At 57.7% G+C, this 17027-nt stretch carries 14 protein-coding genes and 1 pseudogene; 5 read left to right on the forward strand and 10 right to left on the reverse strand.

The window, feature by feature from the left end; translation table 11 throughout:
• Positions 1-96 precede the first annotated feature (96 nt).
• The 3 genes from ACLGE8_RS12990 to ACLGE8_RS13000 form a co-directional block, all read right to left on the reverse strand.
• The gene (locus ACLGE8_RS12990) at positions 97-2034 is read right to left on the reverse strand and encodes a DNA topoisomerase III (RefSeq protein ID WP_410999009.1); all 1938 of its coding nucleotides are present in this window, start codon (positions 2032-2034) and stop codon (positions 97-99) included.
• Positions 2035-2038: 4 nt separating this feature from the next.
• Positions 2039-3082, reverse strand: coding sequence for a selenide, water dikinase SelD (selD, locus tag ACLGE8_RS12995; RefSeq protein ID WP_410999011.1), 1044 nt, complete (start codon positions 3080-3082; stop codon positions 2039-2041).
• Positions 3083-3212: 130 nt separating this feature from the next.
• Positions 3213-3764 (reverse strand): NAD(P)H nitroreductase, encoded by a 552-nt coding sequence (locus tag ACLGE8_RS13000; protein ID WP_410999013.1) that lies wholly within the window; start codon positions 3762-3764, stop codon positions 3213-3215.
• Positions 3765-3923: 159 nt separating this feature from the next.
• Here ACLGE8_RS13000 and sppA point away from each other — a divergent pair, with 159 nt between their 5' ends.
• Genes sppA through pncA form a run of 3 tightly spaced genes read left to right on the forward strand, consistent with a single transcriptional unit; the run spans position 3924 to position 7506 of the window.
• On the forward strand, positions 3924-5780 hold the full coding sequence (gene sppA, locus ACLGE8_RS13005) for a signal peptide peptidase SppA (RefSeq protein WP_410999015.1): 1857 nt from the start codon (positions 3924-3926) through the stop codon (positions 5778-5780).
• A gap of 57 nt (positions 5781-5837) precedes the next feature.
• Positions 5838-6854, forward strand: a complete 1017-nt coding sequence (ansA, locus tag ACLGE8_RS13010) for an asparaginase (protein ID WP_410999017.1) — start codon at positions 5838-5840, stop codon at positions 6852-6854.
• A gap of 10 nt (positions 6855-6864) precedes the next feature.
• The gene (pncA, locus tag ACLGE8_RS13015; protein WP_410999019.1) at positions 6865-7506 is read left to right on the forward strand and encodes a bifunctional nicotinamidase/pyrazinamidase; all 642 of its coding nucleotides are present in this window, start codon (positions 6865-6867) and stop codon (positions 7504-7506) included.
• Between the two features lie 9 nt (positions 7507-7515).
• Here pncA and ACLGE8_RS13020 read toward each other — a convergent pair whose 3' ends face one another.
• Positions 7516-8040 (reverse strand): N-acetyltransferase, encoded by a 525-nt coding sequence (locus ACLGE8_RS13020; RefSeq protein WP_410999021.1) that lies wholly within the window; start codon positions 8038-8040, stop codon positions 7516-7518.
• Between the two features lie 11 nt (positions 8041-8051).
• The gene (locus ACLGE8_RS13025) at positions 8052-8303 is read right to left on the reverse strand and encodes a DUF1778 domain-containing protein (RefSeq protein WP_410999081.1); all 252 of its coding nucleotides are present in this window, start codon (positions 8301-8303) and stop codon (positions 8052-8054) included.
• 96 nt (positions 8304-8399) lie between these two features.
• Between ACLGE8_RS13025 and ACLGE8_RS13030 the strand changes: the two are divergent.
• Positions 8400-9650 (forward strand): annotated as a pseudogene (locus tag ACLGE8_RS13030) (glycoside hydrolase family 18 protein); the annotation flags it as partial.
• A 113-nt stretch (positions 9651-9763) separates the two neighbouring features.
• On the opposite strand, the gene ACLGE8_RS13035 reads toward ACLGE8_RS13030, so the two are convergent.
• Genes ACLGE8_RS13035 through ssuD form a run of 3 tightly spaced genes read right to left on the reverse strand, consistent with a single transcriptional unit; the run spans position 9764 to position 13787 of the window.
• Complete coding sequence (locus ACLGE8_RS13035) at positions 9764-11161, reverse strand: LLM class flavin-dependent oxidoreductase (protein WP_410999023.1); 1398 nt, start codon at positions 11159-11161, stop codon at positions 9764-9766.
• A 55-nt stretch (positions 11162-11216) separates the two neighbouring features.
• Positions 11217-12602 carry an FAD/NAD(P)-binding protein gene (locus ACLGE8_RS13040; RefSeq protein WP_410999025.1) on the reverse strand — a complete coding sequence of 462 codons (1386 nt, stop codon included), beginning with the start codon at positions 12600-12602 and terminating at the stop codon, positions 11217-11219.
• 12 nt (positions 12603-12614) lie between these two features.
• Complete coding sequence (ssuD, locus tag ACLGE8_RS13045) at positions 12615-13787, reverse strand: FMNH2-dependent alkanesulfonate monooxygenase (protein WP_410999027.1); 1173 nt, start codon at positions 13785-13787, stop codon at positions 12615-12617.
• A gap of 273 nt (positions 13788-14060) precedes the next feature.
• Here ssuD and ACLGE8_RS13050 point away from each other — a divergent pair, with 273 nt between their 5' ends.
• Positions 14061-15989 (forward strand): aliphatic sulfonate ABC transporter substrate-binding protein, encoded by a 1929-nt coding sequence (locus ACLGE8_RS13050; RefSeq protein ID WP_410999029.1) that lies wholly within the window; start codon positions 14061-14063, stop codon positions 15987-15989.
• Here the strand turns inward: ACLGE8_RS13050 and ACLGE8_RS13055 are convergent.
• Positions 15986-16264: a YeaC family protein gene (locus ACLGE8_RS13055; protein ID WP_410999031.1), complete on the reverse strand. Its 279-nt coding sequence runs from the start codon at positions 16262-16264 to the stop codon at positions 15986-15988. The two genes, ACLGE8_RS13050 and ACLGE8_RS13055, sit on opposite strands and share 4 nt — an antisense overlap.
• A 42-nt stretch (positions 16265-16306) precedes the next feature.
• Positions 16307-16720, reverse strand: coding sequence for a peptide-methionine (R)-S-oxide reductase MsrB (gene msrB / locus ACLGE8_RS13060; protein WP_220440604.1), 414 nt, complete (start codon positions 16718-16720; stop codon positions 16307-16309).
• Positions 16721-17027: the final 307 nt, after the last annotated feature.

The following is a 17027-nucleotide window of genomic DNA, read 5'->3' on the forward strand; positions in this document are numbered from 1 at the left end:
TAATCTCCGCAATCGACCGCATTTGTAGGCCTGATAAGCGCAGCGCCATCAGGCAGCCGGATGGTGTTGCACCCGCCCTATCCGGCCTGCAAAAAACTATGCGTCTTGCTCTGAACTTGCCGCTGGCTTCTTACTTTTTCCTTTGCCTTTACTGAATGACTTCTTCGCCCCGCCTGGCGCCGCTAACCCACGGAACTGCCTCACCGGCGTACTGCGCGCCTGATCGATTAACTGGAACAACGTCCCCACCAGCGGCTGCATAAAGTCCTGATAGCGGCACTGCTTTTCGCTGATTTGCGTCAGCGTGGACTCCCAGTGTGCCGTCATATCCGGGCGCGTCGCCATCTCTGGCAATGAGTGGAACAGCGCTTTCCCCGCGTCGGTCGAGTGAATATAGCGCCCTTTCTTGGTCAGAAAACCGCGCTTAAACAGCAACTCGATAATCCCGGCACGGGTCGCTTCGGTACCTAACCCATCGGTGGCGCGGAGGATCTTTTTCAGATCTTTATCCTGCACAAAACGGGCAATCCCGGTCATCGCCGACAGCAGCGTAGCGTCAGTGAAATGGCGCGGAGGCTGCGTTTGTCGCTCCACCACTTCGCCGTTTTCACACAATAGCTCATCCGCTTTGGCTACTACCGGCAACGGTGTACCGTCGTTCTCTTCGTCGCGCTCTTTCGCCCCCAGCAACGTGCGCCAGCCGGCTTCTGCCAGGAAACGCGCCTTCGCCACAAACTTGCCGTTGGCAATATCAAGATCGATCTGACACTTGCGATACACCGCATCCGGGCAGAACTGCATCAGATACTGACGGGCGACGAGGTTATAAACCTTCGCTTCGTTATCGGTGAGATTAACCTTGCTGGCTCGCGCTGTAGGAATAATGGCGTGGTGCGCGTCGACCTTTTTATCATCCCAGCAACGGTTGCGGGTATCGGTGTTCACTACCGGCTGCGGCAGTAAATCCGCTGCATGTACGCCAATAGCGTTAATCACCGCGTGTCGACCGGCGAAATGTTCTTCCGGCAGATAGCGGCTATCGGAACGCGGATAGGTGATGAGTTTATGGGTTTCGTATAGCTTCTGGCAGATATCCAGCACGTTCTGCGCGCTTAAACCAAAACGTTTGGCCGCTTCAATCTGTAAAGCCGACAGCGAAAACGGCAGCGGAGCCGGTTCAGAGTCGCGCTTATCGTTATAGGCGGTGACCAGTGCGGGCTGCCCGCCAATGCGCTTCACCACGTGCTCGGCCAGCGCGCGGTTCAGCAGACGGCCCTCTTCATCCTGATGCGGCTCGCAGGCTTCGCTCGGCTGCCAGGTAGCGGTAAAGCGTTCGTCTTTTGGTGTGACGATGTGCGCTTTCACTTCGAAGAAATCCTTCGACACGAAGTGCTCGATCTCTTCATCGCGGCGCACCACCAGCCCCAGCACCGGGGTCTGCACGCGCCCAACGGAGAGCACGCCCTGATAGCCCGCATTGCGCCCAAGAATGGTATAGGCGCGGGTCATATTGATACCGTACAACCAGTCAGCGCGAGCGCGGGCCAGCGCCGACACGCACAGCGGGATAAACTCGCTGTTGGCGCGCAGGCGGGAAATCGCCCGCTCAACCGCCTGCGGGTTCAGGTCGTTGATTAAACAGCGCTGCACCTGATGACGTTTTTCCGCCGGCAGTTGCAAGTAGTCCAGCACTTCATCCACCAGCAGCTGCCCCTCTCTATCAGGGTCACCCGCGTGAATGACTTCACTGGCTTCATGCAGAAAGCGCTTAATGACGTTGAGCTGTTTGGTGACCGATGGCCGGGGCTGAAGCTGCCACTTTTCCGGCACTATCGGCAGGTCCTGCAGATTCCAGCGCGCATAGCGGCTGTCATAGACATCAGGCTGCGCCTGCTCCAGAAGGTGGCCGATACACCAGGTCACGACCTGACCGTTACCGCATTCGATAAAGCCGTCGCCCTTACGGTGGGGCTTCGGCAGCACGTCAGCAATGGCGCGAGCCAGGCTCGGTTTTTCCGCTATGAACAACCGCATCGGTTCAGCGCAGCTCGATCATCGGACGGCCACCGCGCGCGGTCACCAGTTCGCCGATGGCGGTCAGGTTGATACCAAATTCCGCAGCGGCAGCGTGCACCGCATCTTCTGCATCCGGGGTGACAGCCAGCAGCAAGCCGCCCGAGGTTTGCGGGTCGCAGAGCAGCGCGCGCTGTGAGTCAGTCATGGCACCCATCAGGTGACCATAGCTGGCGAAGTTACGTTCGGTACCACCCGGTACGGCACCCAGTTCAATATACTCTGCCACGCCCGGCAGCTTCGGCACCGCGTCAAAATCAATTTGCGCCTGTACGCCCGCGCCCTGGCACATTTCGCTCAGGTGGCCGAGCAGGCCAAAACCGGTCACGTCGGTCATCGCTTTGACGCCTTCGATATTGGCAAACGCCGAACCGACCAGGTTCATCTGGCACATCACTTCCGTCGCCAGCCCCTGGTGCTCTGGTTTCAGCAGCGATTTTTTCTCAGCGGTGGTCAGAACGCCAATCCCCAACGGTTTGGTCAGGAACAGCTTGCAGCCCGCCTGCGCGGTACTGTTTTTCTTCACCCGTTCGGTCGGCACGATCCCGGTGACCGCCAGGCCGAAAATCGGTTCCGGCGCGTCGATGGAGTGGCCGCCCGCCAGCGCAATACCGGCCTGTTTGCAGGCAAATCGCCCGCCTTCGGTCACTTCACGGGCAATTTCCGGTGCGAGGGTATTGATTGGCCAGCCGAGGATCGCAATCGCCATAATCGGCTTACCGCCCATCGCGAAGATATCGCTGATGGCGTTGGTCGCCGCAATGCGGCCAAAGTCGAACGGGTTATCGACAATCGGCATAAAGAAATCGGTGGTGCTGATGACCGAGGTCCCGTTACCCAGGTCGTAAACGGCGGCATCGTCGCGAGTTTCGTTACCGACAAGCAGGTTCGGATCGATAAACTTCGTCTGCTCGCTGTGCAGGATGGTCTCCAGCACCTTCGGTGAAATTTTACAACCGCAACCCGCTCCGTGGCTGTACTGCGTTAAACGAATGGCCTGCTCGCTCATGGACAACTCCTGTCATTGCTCTGGCATTTGCATAGGGGCTGTATGTTAACGCCAGAACAGAGCCGTGATAAGTACGACTGTCTGAATTCGCGGGCAGTTGCCTATATTCCAGACAATCGTAACGGTTTTTCTAAAGATAACGCACGAACGGTGCCGTATCCGGGAAGGTAATAGTAGTAGACGCTTTGAGCTGCGGCGTGCCGAGATAGAGGAAGCCGACGATTTTATCCTGCTCGCCGCACTGTAATCCTTCGCGCACCACCGGGCTCTCGGTCAGGGCACCGCTGCGCCAAATACCGTTAAAGCCCTGTGCGACGGCGGCCATCTGCATCGCCATCACCGCGCAGCCTGCCGACATCTCCTGCTCCCACTTAGGCACTTTCGGATGATCCTGGCATTTAGCAATCACGGTGATGATCATCGGCGCGCGGAACGGCGCATTACGCGCTTTTTCGATAGCCTTCTCATCGCTTTGCGCTGCTACCGCGCCCTGCTCCAGCAGTTGGCTGAAACGTTCGCGACCTTCGCCTTCAATCACCACAAACTGCCACGGTTGCAAGGTGCCGTGATCCGGAGCGCGCATCCCGGCACGGAGGATGTTTTCAAGCGCCTCGCCTGCTGGTGCGGGCTCTGCCAGGCGGGAAGCGCTGCGGCGATTAACGAGTAGTTCAAGTGCGTCCATTGAGTAACCCTCTCATGTTATTTTTCATAAAATTAACATGCGCGAGGATTTTGTTACAGCGTCGAAGGCGATTCCTGCTGACAAGCGGCGGCGGTCTATTTAGGATAGCCACACGTTTTGCCGTTTCGGTAAACCTTTTATTTCTTGCAGGGAGAATACATGCGAACCCTATGGCGCTTTATTGCCGGATTCTTTAAATGGACGTGGCGGCTGCTCAACTTCGTACGCGAGCTGGTGCTGAACCTGTTCTTTATTCTGTTGGTGCTGGTTGGCGTCGGCATCTGGTTACAGGTAAGTAGCAGCACCTCGAGCGAGCACAGCGCCCGCGGCGCGCTGCTGCTAGACATCAGCGGCGTGGTAGTTGATAAGCCTTCCGCCAGCAGCAAGCTTAGCGTGATTGGCCGTCAGATTTTCGGTGCCAGCAGCGATCGCCTGCAGGAAAACTCGCTGTTTGATATCGTGCAGACCATTCGCCAGGCGAAAGACGACCGCAATATCACCGGCATCGTGCTGGATCTGAAAAACTTCGCCGGTGGCGATCAACCATCGATGCAGTATATCGGCAAGGCGCTGCGCGAATTCCGCGATGCCGGTAAGCCGGTGTATGCCGTCGGCGATAGCTACAGCCAGGGGCAGTACTATCTGGCGAGCTTCGCCAATAAGATCTGGCTGTCACCGCAGGGCGTGGTTGACCTGCACGGTTTCGCCACCAACGGCCTGTACTACAAGTCGCTGCTCGATAAGCTGAAGGTCTCGACCCACGTGTTCCGCGTCGGCACCTATAAATCCGCCGTTGAACCGTTTATTCGTGACGATATGTCCCCTGCCGCGCGCGAAGCGGACAGCCGCTGGATTGGCGAGCTGTGGCAGAACTACCTGAATACTATCGCTGCTAACCGTCAGATTACCGCGCAGCAGGTCTTCCCTGGCGCACAGGGTCTGCTCGACGGGCTGCGTAAAGCGGACGGCGACACGGCAAAATACGCGCTCGACAACAAACTGGTTGATGCACTGGGTTCAAGCGCAGATATCGAAAAAGCGATGACCAAAGCATTTGGCTGGAGCAAGGCCGATAACAACTATCGCGCCATCAGCATGTATGACTACGCGGTGAAAACCCCGGCGGATACCGGCTCAAGCATCGCCGTTATCTTCGCCAACGGTGCCATTATGGACGGTGAAGAAACCCCAGGTAACGTCGGTGGCGACACCACCGCATCGCAGATTCGCGATGCGCGTCTGGATCCGAAAGTGAAAGCCATCGTACTGCGTGTGAACAGTCCTGGCGGCAGCGTTAGCGCCTCTGAGGTGATCCGCGAAGAGCTGGCTGCGGCCAAAGCGGCTGGCAAACCGGTAGTCGTTTCGATGGGCGGTATGGCCGCTTCCGGCGGCTACTGGATCTCTACGCCAGCGGATTACATCGTCGCCAGCCCGAGCACGCTGACCGGCTCGATTGGCATCTTCGGGGTGATCAACACCGTTGAAAACACGCTGGACTCCATCGGCGTACACACCGACGGTGTAGCGACATCACCGCTGGCCGATATGGCGGTGACCAAAGCGCTGCCACCTGAAGTGCAGCAGATGATGCAGCTCAGTATCGAAAACGGCTATAAGCGCTTTATCACCCTCGTGGCGCAGGCGCGTAAGAGCACGCCAGAAGCTATCGACAAGATTGCGCAGGGCCACGTGTGGACCGGTGAAGATGCCAAAGCCAACGGGCTGGTCGACAGCCTCGGCGACTTCGACGATGCGGTGGCAAAAGCGGCTGAACTGGCGAAAGTGAAAACCTGGCATGTTGACTACTATCAGAGTGAACCGACGTTCTTTGATATGGTGATGGACAGCGTGTCCGGTTCGGTGCGCGCCTCGCTGCCTCAGGCCGTGCAGGCCTACCTGCCTGCCCCGCTCGCCGCTGCCGCCAATACGGTAAAAGCCGAGAGCGACAAGCTGGCGGTGTTTAACGATCCGCAAAATCGCTATGCATTTTGCCTGACCTGCGCCAATATTCGCTAATCGCAATCCCCTCCGAATGGAGGGGATTTTCTTTCGATTAATCAATAGACGACCCCCATGCAAAAAAAATCCATTTACGTCGCCTACACCGGCGGGACCATCGGGATGCAGCGCTCCGACCACGGCTACATTCCGGTTTCCGGTCATCTCCAGCGCCAGCTGGCGCTGATGCCTGAATTCCACCGCCCCGAAATGCCGGACTTTACCATCCACGAATACGACCCGCTGATGGACTCTTCCGACATGACGCCGGAAGACTGGCAGCACATCGCCGACGATATTAAAGCGCACTACGACGAGTACGACGGCTTTGTTATTCTGCACGGCACCGACACCATGGCGTTTACCGCTTCGGCGCTCTCGTTCATGCTGGAGAACCTCGGCAAGCCGGTTATTGTCACCGGTTCACAGATCCCGCTGGCTGAACTGCGCTCAGATGGGCAGATAAACCTGCTGAACTCGCTATACGTCGCTGCGAACTACCCGATTAACGAAGTGACGCTGTTCTTCAATAATCGCCTCTATCGCGGCAACCGAACCACCAAAGCGCACGCCGACGGCTTTGATGCGTTCGCTTCACCTAACCTGACGCCGCTGCTGGAAGCGGGTATCCATATCCGCAAATTGGGCACCCCGCCAGCCCCACACGGTGAAGGTGAGTTGATTGTGCATCCGATTACCCCACAGCCGATTGGCGTGGTGACGATCTATCCCGGCATCTCCGCCGATGTGGTGCGTAACTTCCTGCTTCAGCCGGTAAAAGCGTTGATTCTGCGTTCTTACGGCGTGGGCAACGCTCCACAGAACGGCGTTTTCGTTAATGAACTGGCCGAAGCAAGCAAGCGCGGCATCGTGGTGGTGAACCTTACCCAGTGCATGTCCGGTAAGGTGAATATGGGCGGCTACGCTACAGGTAACGCGCTGGCGCAGGCTGGCGTGATTAGCGGCTCAGACATGACGGTAGAAGCCACGCTGACCAAACTGCACTACCTGTTAAGCCAGGGGCTGGATGCCGACGCAATCCGCAGCGCCATGCAACAAAACCTGCGCGGCGAACTGACCCCGGACGAGTAAGGAGAGCGAGATGACGCAACGCGCACTGTTATTGGTCGATTTACAGAATGATTTTTGCGCCGGTGGGGCTCTTGCCGTCGCCGACGGTGACAGCACCATCGACGTGGCAAACCTGCTCATTCGCGCCGCGAAGATTCGCGGTGATGTGGTGGTCGCAAGCCAGGACTGGCACCCCGCCAATCACGGCAGCTTTGCCAGCCAGCACGCGGTAGACGTCTACAGCCAGGGCACGCTCGATGGCCTTCCGCAGACCTTCTGGCCGGATCACTGCGTGCAGCACAGCGACGGCGCGGCGCTGCATCCGCTGCTGACGGCTCAGGAGATCGATGCCGTGTTCCACAAAGGTGAAAGCGTCAATATCGACAGCTACAGCGCCTTTTTCGATAATGGGCATCGTCAGAAAACCGGCCTCGACGCGTGGCTGCGTGAGCGCGGTATTGACGAACTTGTGGTGTTGGGGCTGGCAACCGACTACTGCGTGAAGTTCACCGTGCTGGATGCATTACAGCTTGGCTATACCGTCAACGTGATCACCGACGGTTGCCGCGGCGTCAATATTCAGCCGCAGGACAGCGCTAACGCGTTTATGGAGATGGCGGTCGAAGGGGCTACGCTTTATACGCTCGATGACTGGCTGGAAATTCAGGGCTGAAGAGCAGCACTATTTTTGCTCAAACAACGCCTCAATAGATTTGGTGGGATAGAACAAAGAATTTGCGTTGTCGCCCACCAACTCTATAAACCCCAATGTCAGATAAAATGATTTCGCGTTGTCGTTCAACGCATCGACGAACAGACCATGTACACCCACAGCTTGCGAAGCGCTATGCACAACCCTCATAGCATGTGCGACCATCATCGTTCCCCACGCGTTTCCCTGTAACGTTTTATGCACCGCCAGGCGGCCTAATGTCACGCTAGGTACATAGGTATAAGGTACTTTCCGCCGCTGATTTTTAGAAGGCAGCGTCTCTTTCTCAACGCTGCTACCGGATAGCGTGTAGTACCCCAGGACCCTTGGGATTGGATCGCGCGTGATGAGTAAATAACCCCGAAGAATACGCCCACGATGCTGACGAGCAAGATGTTCTACAAGAAAGAGATTAAGCGACTCTTCTCCGCAATCAAATCCAGAGTAGTCATATTCCCTGCCTTCAGAAAACATCTCGATGGCCAGATTATCCATAATCCCATCCTCTATTCCATATTGCGCAGACGTTTAGCCGCTCGTTGCAGCCTCTCATCAGGGATCACCGGTTGTGCAATGGCATCCATAACGCGGTTCCAGGATGCTTCGTTCAGCACTTGACGTCGATGCTGCTCAATAATCTCTGCCGCTCGTCCTGAAGCGCTCTCCACGACAAACTGCGTGATAGTCTGATTACTCATGGCAGCTGCCTCTTCAATGATCCTTTTATCGTCATCTCCCCCTCGTGAACCATCTCGCAGATTTAACCCAGCGGCAGTGATATGTTCGAACGGTTGTTTTTTCGCCACGCCATTTCCGTGGCGTGTTTGCTTTTTTAATGTCAAAGAGGACCGTTTATGAAACTTTTGCCTTTGCTGGCAGCATTACCCCTGCTCTGCGCCTCGGTTGTTTCCGCGAATTCCTTGATGTCCGTCGGCTACTTTAACGGTGGCGGTGACGTGACGGCTGGGCCAGGTGGCGACATCGATAAGCTCGACGTTCGTCAGATTACCCACCTGAACTACTCGTTTGGCCTTATCTACAACGATGAGAAAGACGAAACCAACGACGCGTTAAAAGACCCAACCAAACTGCACCAAATCTGGCTCTCGCCGAAAGTGCAGGCTGATTTAGAAAAAATCCCTACGTTGCGCAAACAGAACCCCGATCTGAAAGTGCTGCTGTCCGTCGGCGGCTGGGGTGCTCGTGGCTTCTCTGGTGCGGCGGCCACGCCAGAATCTCGGGCGGTATTTGTCCGCTCGGTGCAGGATGTGGTGGCAAAATATGGTTTAGATGGTATCGACCTTGACTGGGAGTACCCGGTCAACGGCGCGTGGGGGCTGGTCGCCAGCCAACCGGCGGACCGGGATAACTTCACGACGCTGCTTAAAGAGTTGCGCGACGCGTTTGGTCATAAAAAGCTGGTGACCATTGCCGTAGGCGCCAATGCGGAAAGCCCGAAAAGCTGGGTAGACGTGAAAGCCATTGCACCGCTGCTCGATTACATCAACCTGATGACCTACGACATGGCGTACGGCACCCAGTACTTCAACTCTAACCTCTATGATTCGACCCAGTGGCCAACGGTGGCCGCGGCGGATAAGTACAGCGCCGACTTCGTGGTGAATAACTATCTGGCTGCCGGGCTGAAGCCAAGCCAGATGAACCTCGGCATCGGTTTCTATGGCCGGGTGCCAAAACGTACCGTTGAGCCGGGCATCGACTGGAGCAAACCGGATGCACAGAAAAACCCGGTGACCGAGCCTTACTTTGGGCCGCACGAGGTGGATTTGTTTAAATCACTGGGCGTAGACCTCAGCAAAGATACCTACGTGAAGTACAACGATATTGTCAGCAAATTGCTGAACGACCCGCAGAAACGCTTTACCGAGCACTGGGATGACCAGGCGAAGGTGCCGTGGCTGTCGGTGCAGTCAACTGAGGGCAAACCGCTGTTTGCCCTCTCCTATGAGAACCCGCGTTCGGTGAGCATCAAGGCCGAGTACATTAAGAGCAAAGGGCTGGCTGGCGCGATGTTCTGGGAGTACGGCGCGGATGACAACAACCAGTTGGCGAAGCAGCTAGCCGAGTCGCTGGGGATCAAACACAAAACAAGTAGCCCGGACGAGGCGTTCCGCCGGCTCCGGGGTGGCTCAGTGCCAGATGAAACATCGAGCCATCCCGGCGGCGCTTCGCTTGGCCGGGCTACCGGTTTCAGGTATCACACCGGCGTTAAAATCCCGCTTTGTTCATGAATACGGTAACCGGCTCCCGGATGCGGGGCCTGCAACCTGGCGCTGCCGCCGAACAGCTTCTCGCGCAATGTGCCCTGGCTATACTCCTGCTTGTATACTCCGCGTTTTTGCAGCTCAGGAATTAAGAGATCCACAACGTCGGTGAACGTTTCATGGGTCACCGCGTAGGCCAGATTAAAACCGTCCACGTCCGTCTCTTCCACCCAAGATTGCAGTTCGTCCGCCACCGTCTGGGCGCTACCCACCATCAGCGGGCCAAAGCCGCCAATGCCCACCCAATCTGCCATCGCTTTCACTGACCACTGGCGTTCCGGGTCGGCGGTTGAGAAGGTATCGACTACCGATTGAATCGCATTGGTTTTCGCATAGGTAAAGACCTCATCCGGCTGATACTGGCCAAAATCAATCCCCGTCCAGCCGGAAATCAGCGCCAGTGCGCCTTCGTAGCTAGTCCAGTTTTTATACTCCTGCCACTTCGCCTGCGCCGCTTTGTCGGTTTCGCCAACGATAACCGTCTGCATATTGAAGATCAGGATGCTGTGCGGGTCGCGCCCGGCCTCTTCAGCACGATGGCGAATATCCGCCACCGTCCGCTTCAGCGCACTTTTCGACGGCGAGGCAACAAAAACGCACTCGGCGTGGCTGGCGGCAAACTGCTTGCCGCGACTGGAAGCCCCCGCCTGATAGAGCACCGGCGTACGCTGCGGCGAAGGTTCGCACAGGTGGTAGCCCGGTACGTCGAAAAATTTCCCGTGGTGGTTAATCGCATGAATCTTTTTCGGGTCGCTGAAGATGCGTCGTTCGCGGTCTCGCAAAATCGCCCCCTCTTCCCAGCTGCCTTCCAGCAGCTTGTAGATAACCTCCAGATACTCATCGGCATAGTCGTAACGGGCATCATGTGCCGTCTGCGCCTGCTGGCCGATATTGCGCGCCCCGCTCTCCAGATAAGAGGTGACGATATTCCAGCCTACGCGCCCTTTGGTCAGATGATCCAGCGTCGATAGACGACGGGCAAACGGATACGGGTGCTCAAACGACAGCGATGCCGTCAGGCCAAAGCCCAGATGTTCGGTGACCAGCGCCATCGGTGTCACCAGCGCCAGCGGGTCGTTCACCGGTACCTGCGCAGCCTGGCGAATGGCCGCATCACCGTTGCCGTTGTAGACGTCGTAGACCCCCAGAACGTCGGCAATAAACAGGCCGTCGAACTTGCCGCGCTCCAGCAGACGCGCCAGATCGACCCAATAATCCAGATCCTTATACTGCCAGGAGCGGTCGCGCGGATGGGCCCACAGCCCCGGAGATTGGTGGCCGACGCAGTTCATATCAAAAGCGTTCAGACGAATTTCACGTTGTGATGGCATAGCATTTTCCCCTTACGCCCGGTCATGCCCCGGCGCAAAAATAGTGTTGGTAAAGTTACGATAACGCGAGCTGGCGACAGTCGAGCCGCTCCAGCACCGACTGCGCGACCCGCTGGGCGTGATCCGCTACCTGCGGTAACCCCATCAGTTCGCCAAAGCGCCCGCGCGCCGCTGGACCGGCGACCCAGATGGGTAATGTGCTGCCCGCGGGCTGTGACTGCGCATCCACCTCAATGCCCATACCCAGCGCGTCGGCGCGGATAATCCCGGCCTGTTCAAGTGCCCGGAAAAAGGGCTGACGGCTAATCAACTGGCTATGCGCAGGCCCGGTGGTCAACACCAGATAGTCCACCGTTTCGCACTGAGGCTGGCCGCCGCGCGACTGCAACTGCAGACGTAGCGCGTCGCCTTGCATCACAACAGCGGTTAGCCGTGCAGCCTGTACGCGCAGCAGCCCCGCACGTTGGCGTTCGGCAATCACCTGCGATACCTGCGGCGCAATGCGGTAGCGATGCACGTCCCAGAAGCGCCGCAGATGACGTAAAAACTGCCGCTTCTCCGCCTCGCTCATCTGCTGCCAGATGCGCTGCCCCTGGCTACGTACCGCGTCCAGCACCACCTGCCAGGGCAGCCCTTGCTCTGCCGCGCGGCGAATATCCCGGCGGATGTGCGCCAGGCGCTGGCGCAGCGTGCCTGCCAGATATTCCGCCGTCCACTTGGGCAAATTGATGGGCGCATTGGGCCGCGAGAGCAGCCCGTGACGCGAAAAGGCCATCATCTCGCCCTTATGTCCAAGCCGTTCCAGCGAGGCCACTACGTCCCCCATGCTGAGCGCCGTACCCATAATGGCGACGCGTGCGCTGGCGGGGATCGCCGTCAGCGCGCCGCTCTGCCATGGGTTGGCGATCAGTCGAGGGTGAGTCGCCAGTTCGCGGACGGCTCCCGGTAGCTGCGGCGGCGGATGGCTAATCGCCAGCACCAGGCTATCGGGACGAAGCCGCTCGCCTTTTTCCGTCACAACCAGACCGTCCTGCCAGCCAACGGCGCGGTCCTGCAGATGTGCCACGCGGCCGCGACGCGCACGGGTTTCAGCCGCCAGCATGGCCTGAAGATAACGGCCAAACGCACCGCGTTGTGGGTAGACGCTGCCGTCTGCAAGCTGCGCCTGCGGATCTTGTGGAAAGTCGCCGTGACGGCGATACCAGCGGTCAAAGGCGCCGTCGTCATCCCCGGCGAGCTGCATTCGCGCGGCGGGGACGTTAATGCGATGTGCGGGGTCGGTAGCAGAATAGGCCACGCCCATTCCCAGACCGTCCCGCGGTTCGATGATGCTGATCCGCAGCGGCCGTGCCGCTTCACGCAGCAGGTGAATGGCGACTGCCGTACCGCTAAACCCGCCCCCGACGATCACTACGTGGGGTTCACTCATCCGTTGCTGCATAGCATCACCCCTTCAGCTTGCGCTGACCTGTTTGACCGGACGTTTCGCCCCACCGATGGTTTCACCAAACGGCCCGGTATTGAGCTGCCCCTTCGCTGAGCGCGGCTGGGTGCTGGTTGGGAGCAGCGGCATCACCAGTTCGGCAAAGCGGTGCGCTTCCTCCAGATGCGGATAGCCTGAGAAAATAAAGTTAGTGATGCCCAACGCCTGATACTCGCGAATACGTTCCGCCACCTGCTGTGGGTTGCCCACCAGTGCGGTTCCGGCACCGCCGCGCACCAGCCCGACGCCCGCCCAGAGGTTCGGCGCAATACGCAGGTTGTCGCGGTTGCCGTTATGCAACGCGCTCATTCGCGCCTGGCCGGTGGAGTCCATACGGGAGAAAATCTGCTGCGCCTGCGCGATAGTCTCATCATCCAGGTGCGCAATCAGTTTGTCGGCGGCGGCCCACGCTTCCTCTTCCGTTTCCCGTACAATCACGTGCAGGCGGATGCCGTACTCCAGCGTGCGTCCTTTCTCTTCGGCGCGTGCTTTCACCACCGCCAGCTTTTCCGCCACCTGCGCGGGTGGCTCGCCCCAGGTGAGATAGGCGTCGATATGGTCGGCCGCCACGTCGATAGCCTGTGGCGATGAGCCGCCAAAGTAGAGCGGCGGCCCGTTGCGCTGCACCGTCGGGAACAGCACTTCCGCCCCCTCTACCTGAATATGTTCACCGTGATAGTCCACTTTTTCCCCGGCCAGCAGGCGACGGTAGACTTCCAGAAATTCGTGGGTCACTTCATAGCGCTCGCTGTGGCTCAAGAAGATGCCATCTCCTTTGTTTTCCACCGGGTCACCGCCGGTCACGACGTTTATCAGCAAACGCCCTTCGGAAAGGCGGTCGAGGGTGGCCGCCATCCTCGCTGCCAACGTCGGCGGCTGCAATCCTGGGCGAACAGCGACCAGATAGCGTAAATTTCGGGTGATGGGCGCCAGCGCCGCCGCCACCAGCCAGGAGTCTTCGCAGCTTTTACCTGTCGGGATCAGCACGCCGTAGTAGCCGAGGCTGTCGGCGGCCAGCGCCACCTGCTGCAGATAGGGAAGATCCACCGGGCGCCCCCCTTCGGTGGTGCCCAGATAGCGCCCATCGCCGTGGGTCGGCAGGAACCAGAAGATATTGATGCTCTCAGCGGCTTGTACGGTCATTATCCATTTCCTTTATAACTATATTTGGTATTTATAGAAGCGGTTATTTAAGTCAGTTATAAAGAGATTAGCGAAATGCATGCCAGTTTTATAAAGGGGAAATAGTGTTTAAATTCATAATGTTATAAAAACCACTTTCACGACAAGGCTGTTGCAAATGCAACACCGCGTCGGCAAAAATTGCTGCAATGGCGACAGCACCCATCTTTCCCCCTCTGGCAAATTCAGCGCGCAAAAGATACCGTCCAGACAGGAATTAGCTGGAGACTCACCATGCTCAACGCAGAACTCACGTCATCAGGCCCGGAGCTGGTCGACCCAGCCTCTCAAGCCTTTCAGAAGGTGCTCAATCGGCTTGCCCCAACCGACGCCACGGTGCTTATCATCGGCGAAACCGGCACCGGTAAAGAGGTGGCGGCGCGCTATCTGCATCGTCATAGCCCGCGCGCCAACGCGCCGTTTCTGGCGGTGAACTGCGGGGCGTTAACCGAGTCACTGGCGGAATCAGAGCTGTTTGGTCATGAGAAAGGCGCGTTCAGCGGCGCAACGCACCGCCATCAGGGCTGGTTTGAAGCGGCAGAGGGCGGCACTCTGCTGCTCGATGAAATTGGCGAACTGAGTCCGGCGCTACAGGTCAAGCTGCTGCGCGTGCTTCAGGAACGGGAAATTACCCGCGTCGGCTCGCATAAGCCCGTTCGTATCAACGTCCGAGTGATTGCCGCAACGCACGTCGACCTTCAGCGCGCCATTCAGGAGCGTCGCTTCCGCGAGGATCTCTTTTATCGCCTGAACATCGCCGCCGTTAACCTGCCGCCGCTGCGCCAGCGAAAGCAGGATATCCCGGTTCTGGCCGCTCACTTTATCCAGCTCTATGCCCGTCGACTCGGGCACACCGAGCAGAAAATTGCCCCGGAAACGCTGGCAATGATGCTGGCCTATCCCTGGCCGGGTAATATCCGCGAGCTGGAAAACACCCTGCATAATGCGGTATTGCTGAACCCCGATTTATGGCTACTGCCAGAACATCTGCGGCTTACGTCAGCCGCGTCATCCACCCAGCCTGCGCAGGAAGAGAGCGATGAGCTGACGGCCTTTATGCGCCGTCAGCTTCAGACGCACAGCGGCGCGCTGTACGATCGTCTGCTGCGGGCAATGATCCACACCGCCATGAGTCAAAGTGATAACAACCAAAGCCAGGCAGCCTCGCTGCTCGGCATGAGCCGTCACACGCTGCGTACACAGCTGGCACATCTGGGGGTGATTAAGCAGCGGCGTAAACCCGGAGAGCGACTGCCGCCAGCACCGCGCGAACGCGAGCTGCGCATTGGCTACCAGCGCTTTGGCAACCTTGGCGTGCTGAAGGCGCGTCAGCTGCTTGAACAGTCGTTCGCTGATTTGGGGGTGAATGTGCTGTGGAGCGAATATCCTGCGGGCCCGCAATTACTCCAGGCGCTGGGTAATGATGAGATAGATTTTGGCACCACTGGCGAAGCGCCGCCGATTTTCGCCCAGGCGAAGGACAACACGCTGCTGTATGTCGCCTGGGAGCCTCCTGCCCCACGCAGCGTCGCGATGGTGGTGCCGCATGACAGCGATATCCGCTCGCCGGAGCATCTCAAAGGCAAACGCATTGCGCTGAACAAAGGTTCCAATGTGCACTGGCTGCTGGTACAGATTCTGGAAGAGGCTGGGCTGGGACTGGACGATGTGAAGGTGGTCTACGCGCCGCCAAAGTATCCGTTAACCGCCAGCGACTACCTGGCGGCAGACGCGTGGATGATGTGGGACCCGGTGCTTAGCGCGGCGGAACGCAGCGGCACGCTACGGGTGCTGGCGACCGGCGAAGGACGAGTCAATAACCATCAGTTTTATATCACCCGTCGTCAATACGCGCAGGATAACGAAGAGATCATCACCGGGATCGTGGCAGCGCTGGTGAAAACCGGCAAGTTTATAGACCGCCATCGTCATGAAGCGGCACAGTTGTTGGCAAGTGAGCTGGGGCTGGATAGCGGATCGCTGGCCTGCGCGCTGGCGCGTCGCAGCCATCAAACCCGTGAGATGGATATGCAGGCAATACGCGCACAGCAGACTATCGCTGACCGCTTCTACGCACTGGGCCTGCTAAACAGGCCCGTGGCGGTCAGAGAGGCGCTCTGGTACGCCAAAGCGCAGCTGATTGAACCGTGGGCGGCGGCTTAGTGCTGTTTGAAGGTAGCGATGGGCTTCGGTGCAATGCCGAAGTCCTCTTTCAACTGCTGCTTACTCTTCATCACCATCTGGCCCTGGGTATCGATGGTCATGTGCTGAGCATCGTCATTGTTGCGCGACTGCCAGAGCATCACCAGCTGTAAACAGTTCTCTTTCTGTTCCGCGGTTAACGCCACGCCGTCAGGCCATTTTCCCAGTTCCACTGCGGTAGCAAGACGCTGGTAAATTTCCGGCGTCATCGTCTCGATCATCTGCTCAATACTCATGCCCAGCTCCTTGTCTCAGGAATAATTTGCTGAATCGTTTCTTCAACCCTTAGTGGCATCACCGTTTTCATCATCCGTGAAGCTCAGCGACGCCGAGTTGACGCAAAAACGTTCGCCAGTCGGCTGCGGACCGTCAGGGAAAACGTGCCCAAGGTGCGCGTCGCAATTTCCACAACGGATTTCAGTACGTTGCATGCCGTGGGAGTAATCATTGAGATAACGGATGGCCGTATCGCTCACCGGCTCATAAAAACTCGGCCAGCCGCATCCAGAATCAAACTTGCTTTGGGAATGAAATAACGGCGCGTCACACACCAGGCAGTGGTAAATCCCATCGCGCTTATTGTGCAGTAAACGCCCGGTAAACGGCGGTTCTGTGCCATGTTTCTGGGTGACATAGAACTGCATTTCACTGAGGGTATTTTTCAGTTCTTCTGGGGTGGGTTTCTTCACCATTTTGCTCACATCTCACTATGAAAAATACATTCGCCAGACGATTCTAACAAAACATTAACAATGAAGCCTGAACTTTTGTTCTAAACTTAATCGGCGTGAAAAGGCAGCCGGGTAATTGTGACCTGAATCACATTTTTATCTTCTGCGCCCTTTAAAATCCCCGGCGCCGCCCTCATGTGGTTTCAAGCTCATAGGAAGAGTGAGACACGTCAGTCGACCAAAGCTTAGGCAGAGGATTGATTTGTCGCAATGATTGACACGATTCCGCTTGACGCTGCGTAAGGTTTTTGTAATTTTACAGGCAACC

The organism is Kluyvera sp. 142486 (assembly GCF_046569695.1).
GTDB lineage: Bacteria > Pseudomonadota > Gammaproteobacteria > Enterobacterales > Enterobacteriaceae > Kluyvera.

What these genes read in the sequence shown, in the direction of transcription:
- ACLGE8_RS13035 (WP_410999023.1), bottom strand. Translation starts at nt 11,161, where the DNA reads ATGCCATCACAACGTGAAATTCGTCTGAACGCTTTTGATATGAACTGC.
- ACLGE8_RS13000 (WP_410999013.1), bottom strand. Translation starts at nt 3,764, where the DNA reads ATGGACGCACTTGAACTACTCGTTAATCGCCGCAGCGCTTCCCGCCTG.
- ACLGE8_RS13050 (WP_410999029.1), top strand. Translation starts at nt 14,061, where the DNA reads ATGCTCAACGCAGAACTCACGTCATCAGGCCCGGAGCTGGTCGACCCA.
- ACLGE8_RS13055 (WP_410999031.1), bottom strand. Translation starts at nt 16,264, where the DNA reads ATGAGTATTGAGCAGATGATCGAGACGATGACGCCGGAAATTTACCAG.
- msrB (WP_220440604.1), bottom strand. Translation starts at nt 16,720, where the DNA reads ATGGTGAAGAAACCCACCCCAGAAGAACTGAAAAATACCCTCAGTGAA.
- ACLGE8_RS13040 (WP_410999025.1), bottom strand. Translation starts at nt 12,602, where the DNA reads ATGCAGCAACGGATGAGTGAACCCCACGTAGTGATCGTCGGGGGCGGG.
- ssuD (WP_410999027.1), bottom strand. Translation starts at nt 13,787, where the DNA reads ATGACCGTACAAGCCGCTGAGAGCATCAATATCTTCTGGTTCCTGCCG.
- selD (WP_410999011.1), bottom strand. Translation starts at nt 3,082, where the DNA reads ATGAGCGAGCAGGCCATTCGTTTAACGCAGTACAGCCACGGAGCGGGT.
- ansA (WP_410999017.1), top strand. Translation starts at nt 5,838, where the DNA reads ATGCAAAAAAAATCCATTTACGTCGCCTACACCGGCGGGACCATCGGG.
- pncA (WP_410999019.1), top strand. Translation starts at nt 6,865, where the DNA reads ATGACGCAACGCGCACTGTTATTGGTCGATTTACAGAATGATTTTTGC.
- sppA (WP_410999015.1), top strand. Translation starts at nt 3,924, where the DNA reads ATGCGAACCCTATGGCGCTTTATTGCCGGATTCTTTAAATGGACGTGG.
- ACLGE8_RS12990 (WP_410999009.1), bottom strand. Translation starts at nt 2,034, where the DNA reads ATGCGGTTGTTCATAGCGGAAAAACCGAGCCTGGCTCGCGCCATTGCT.
- ACLGE8_RS13020 (WP_410999021.1), bottom strand. Translation starts at nt 8,040, where the DNA reads ATGGATAATCTGGCCATCGAGATGTTTTCTGAAGGCAGGGAATATGAC.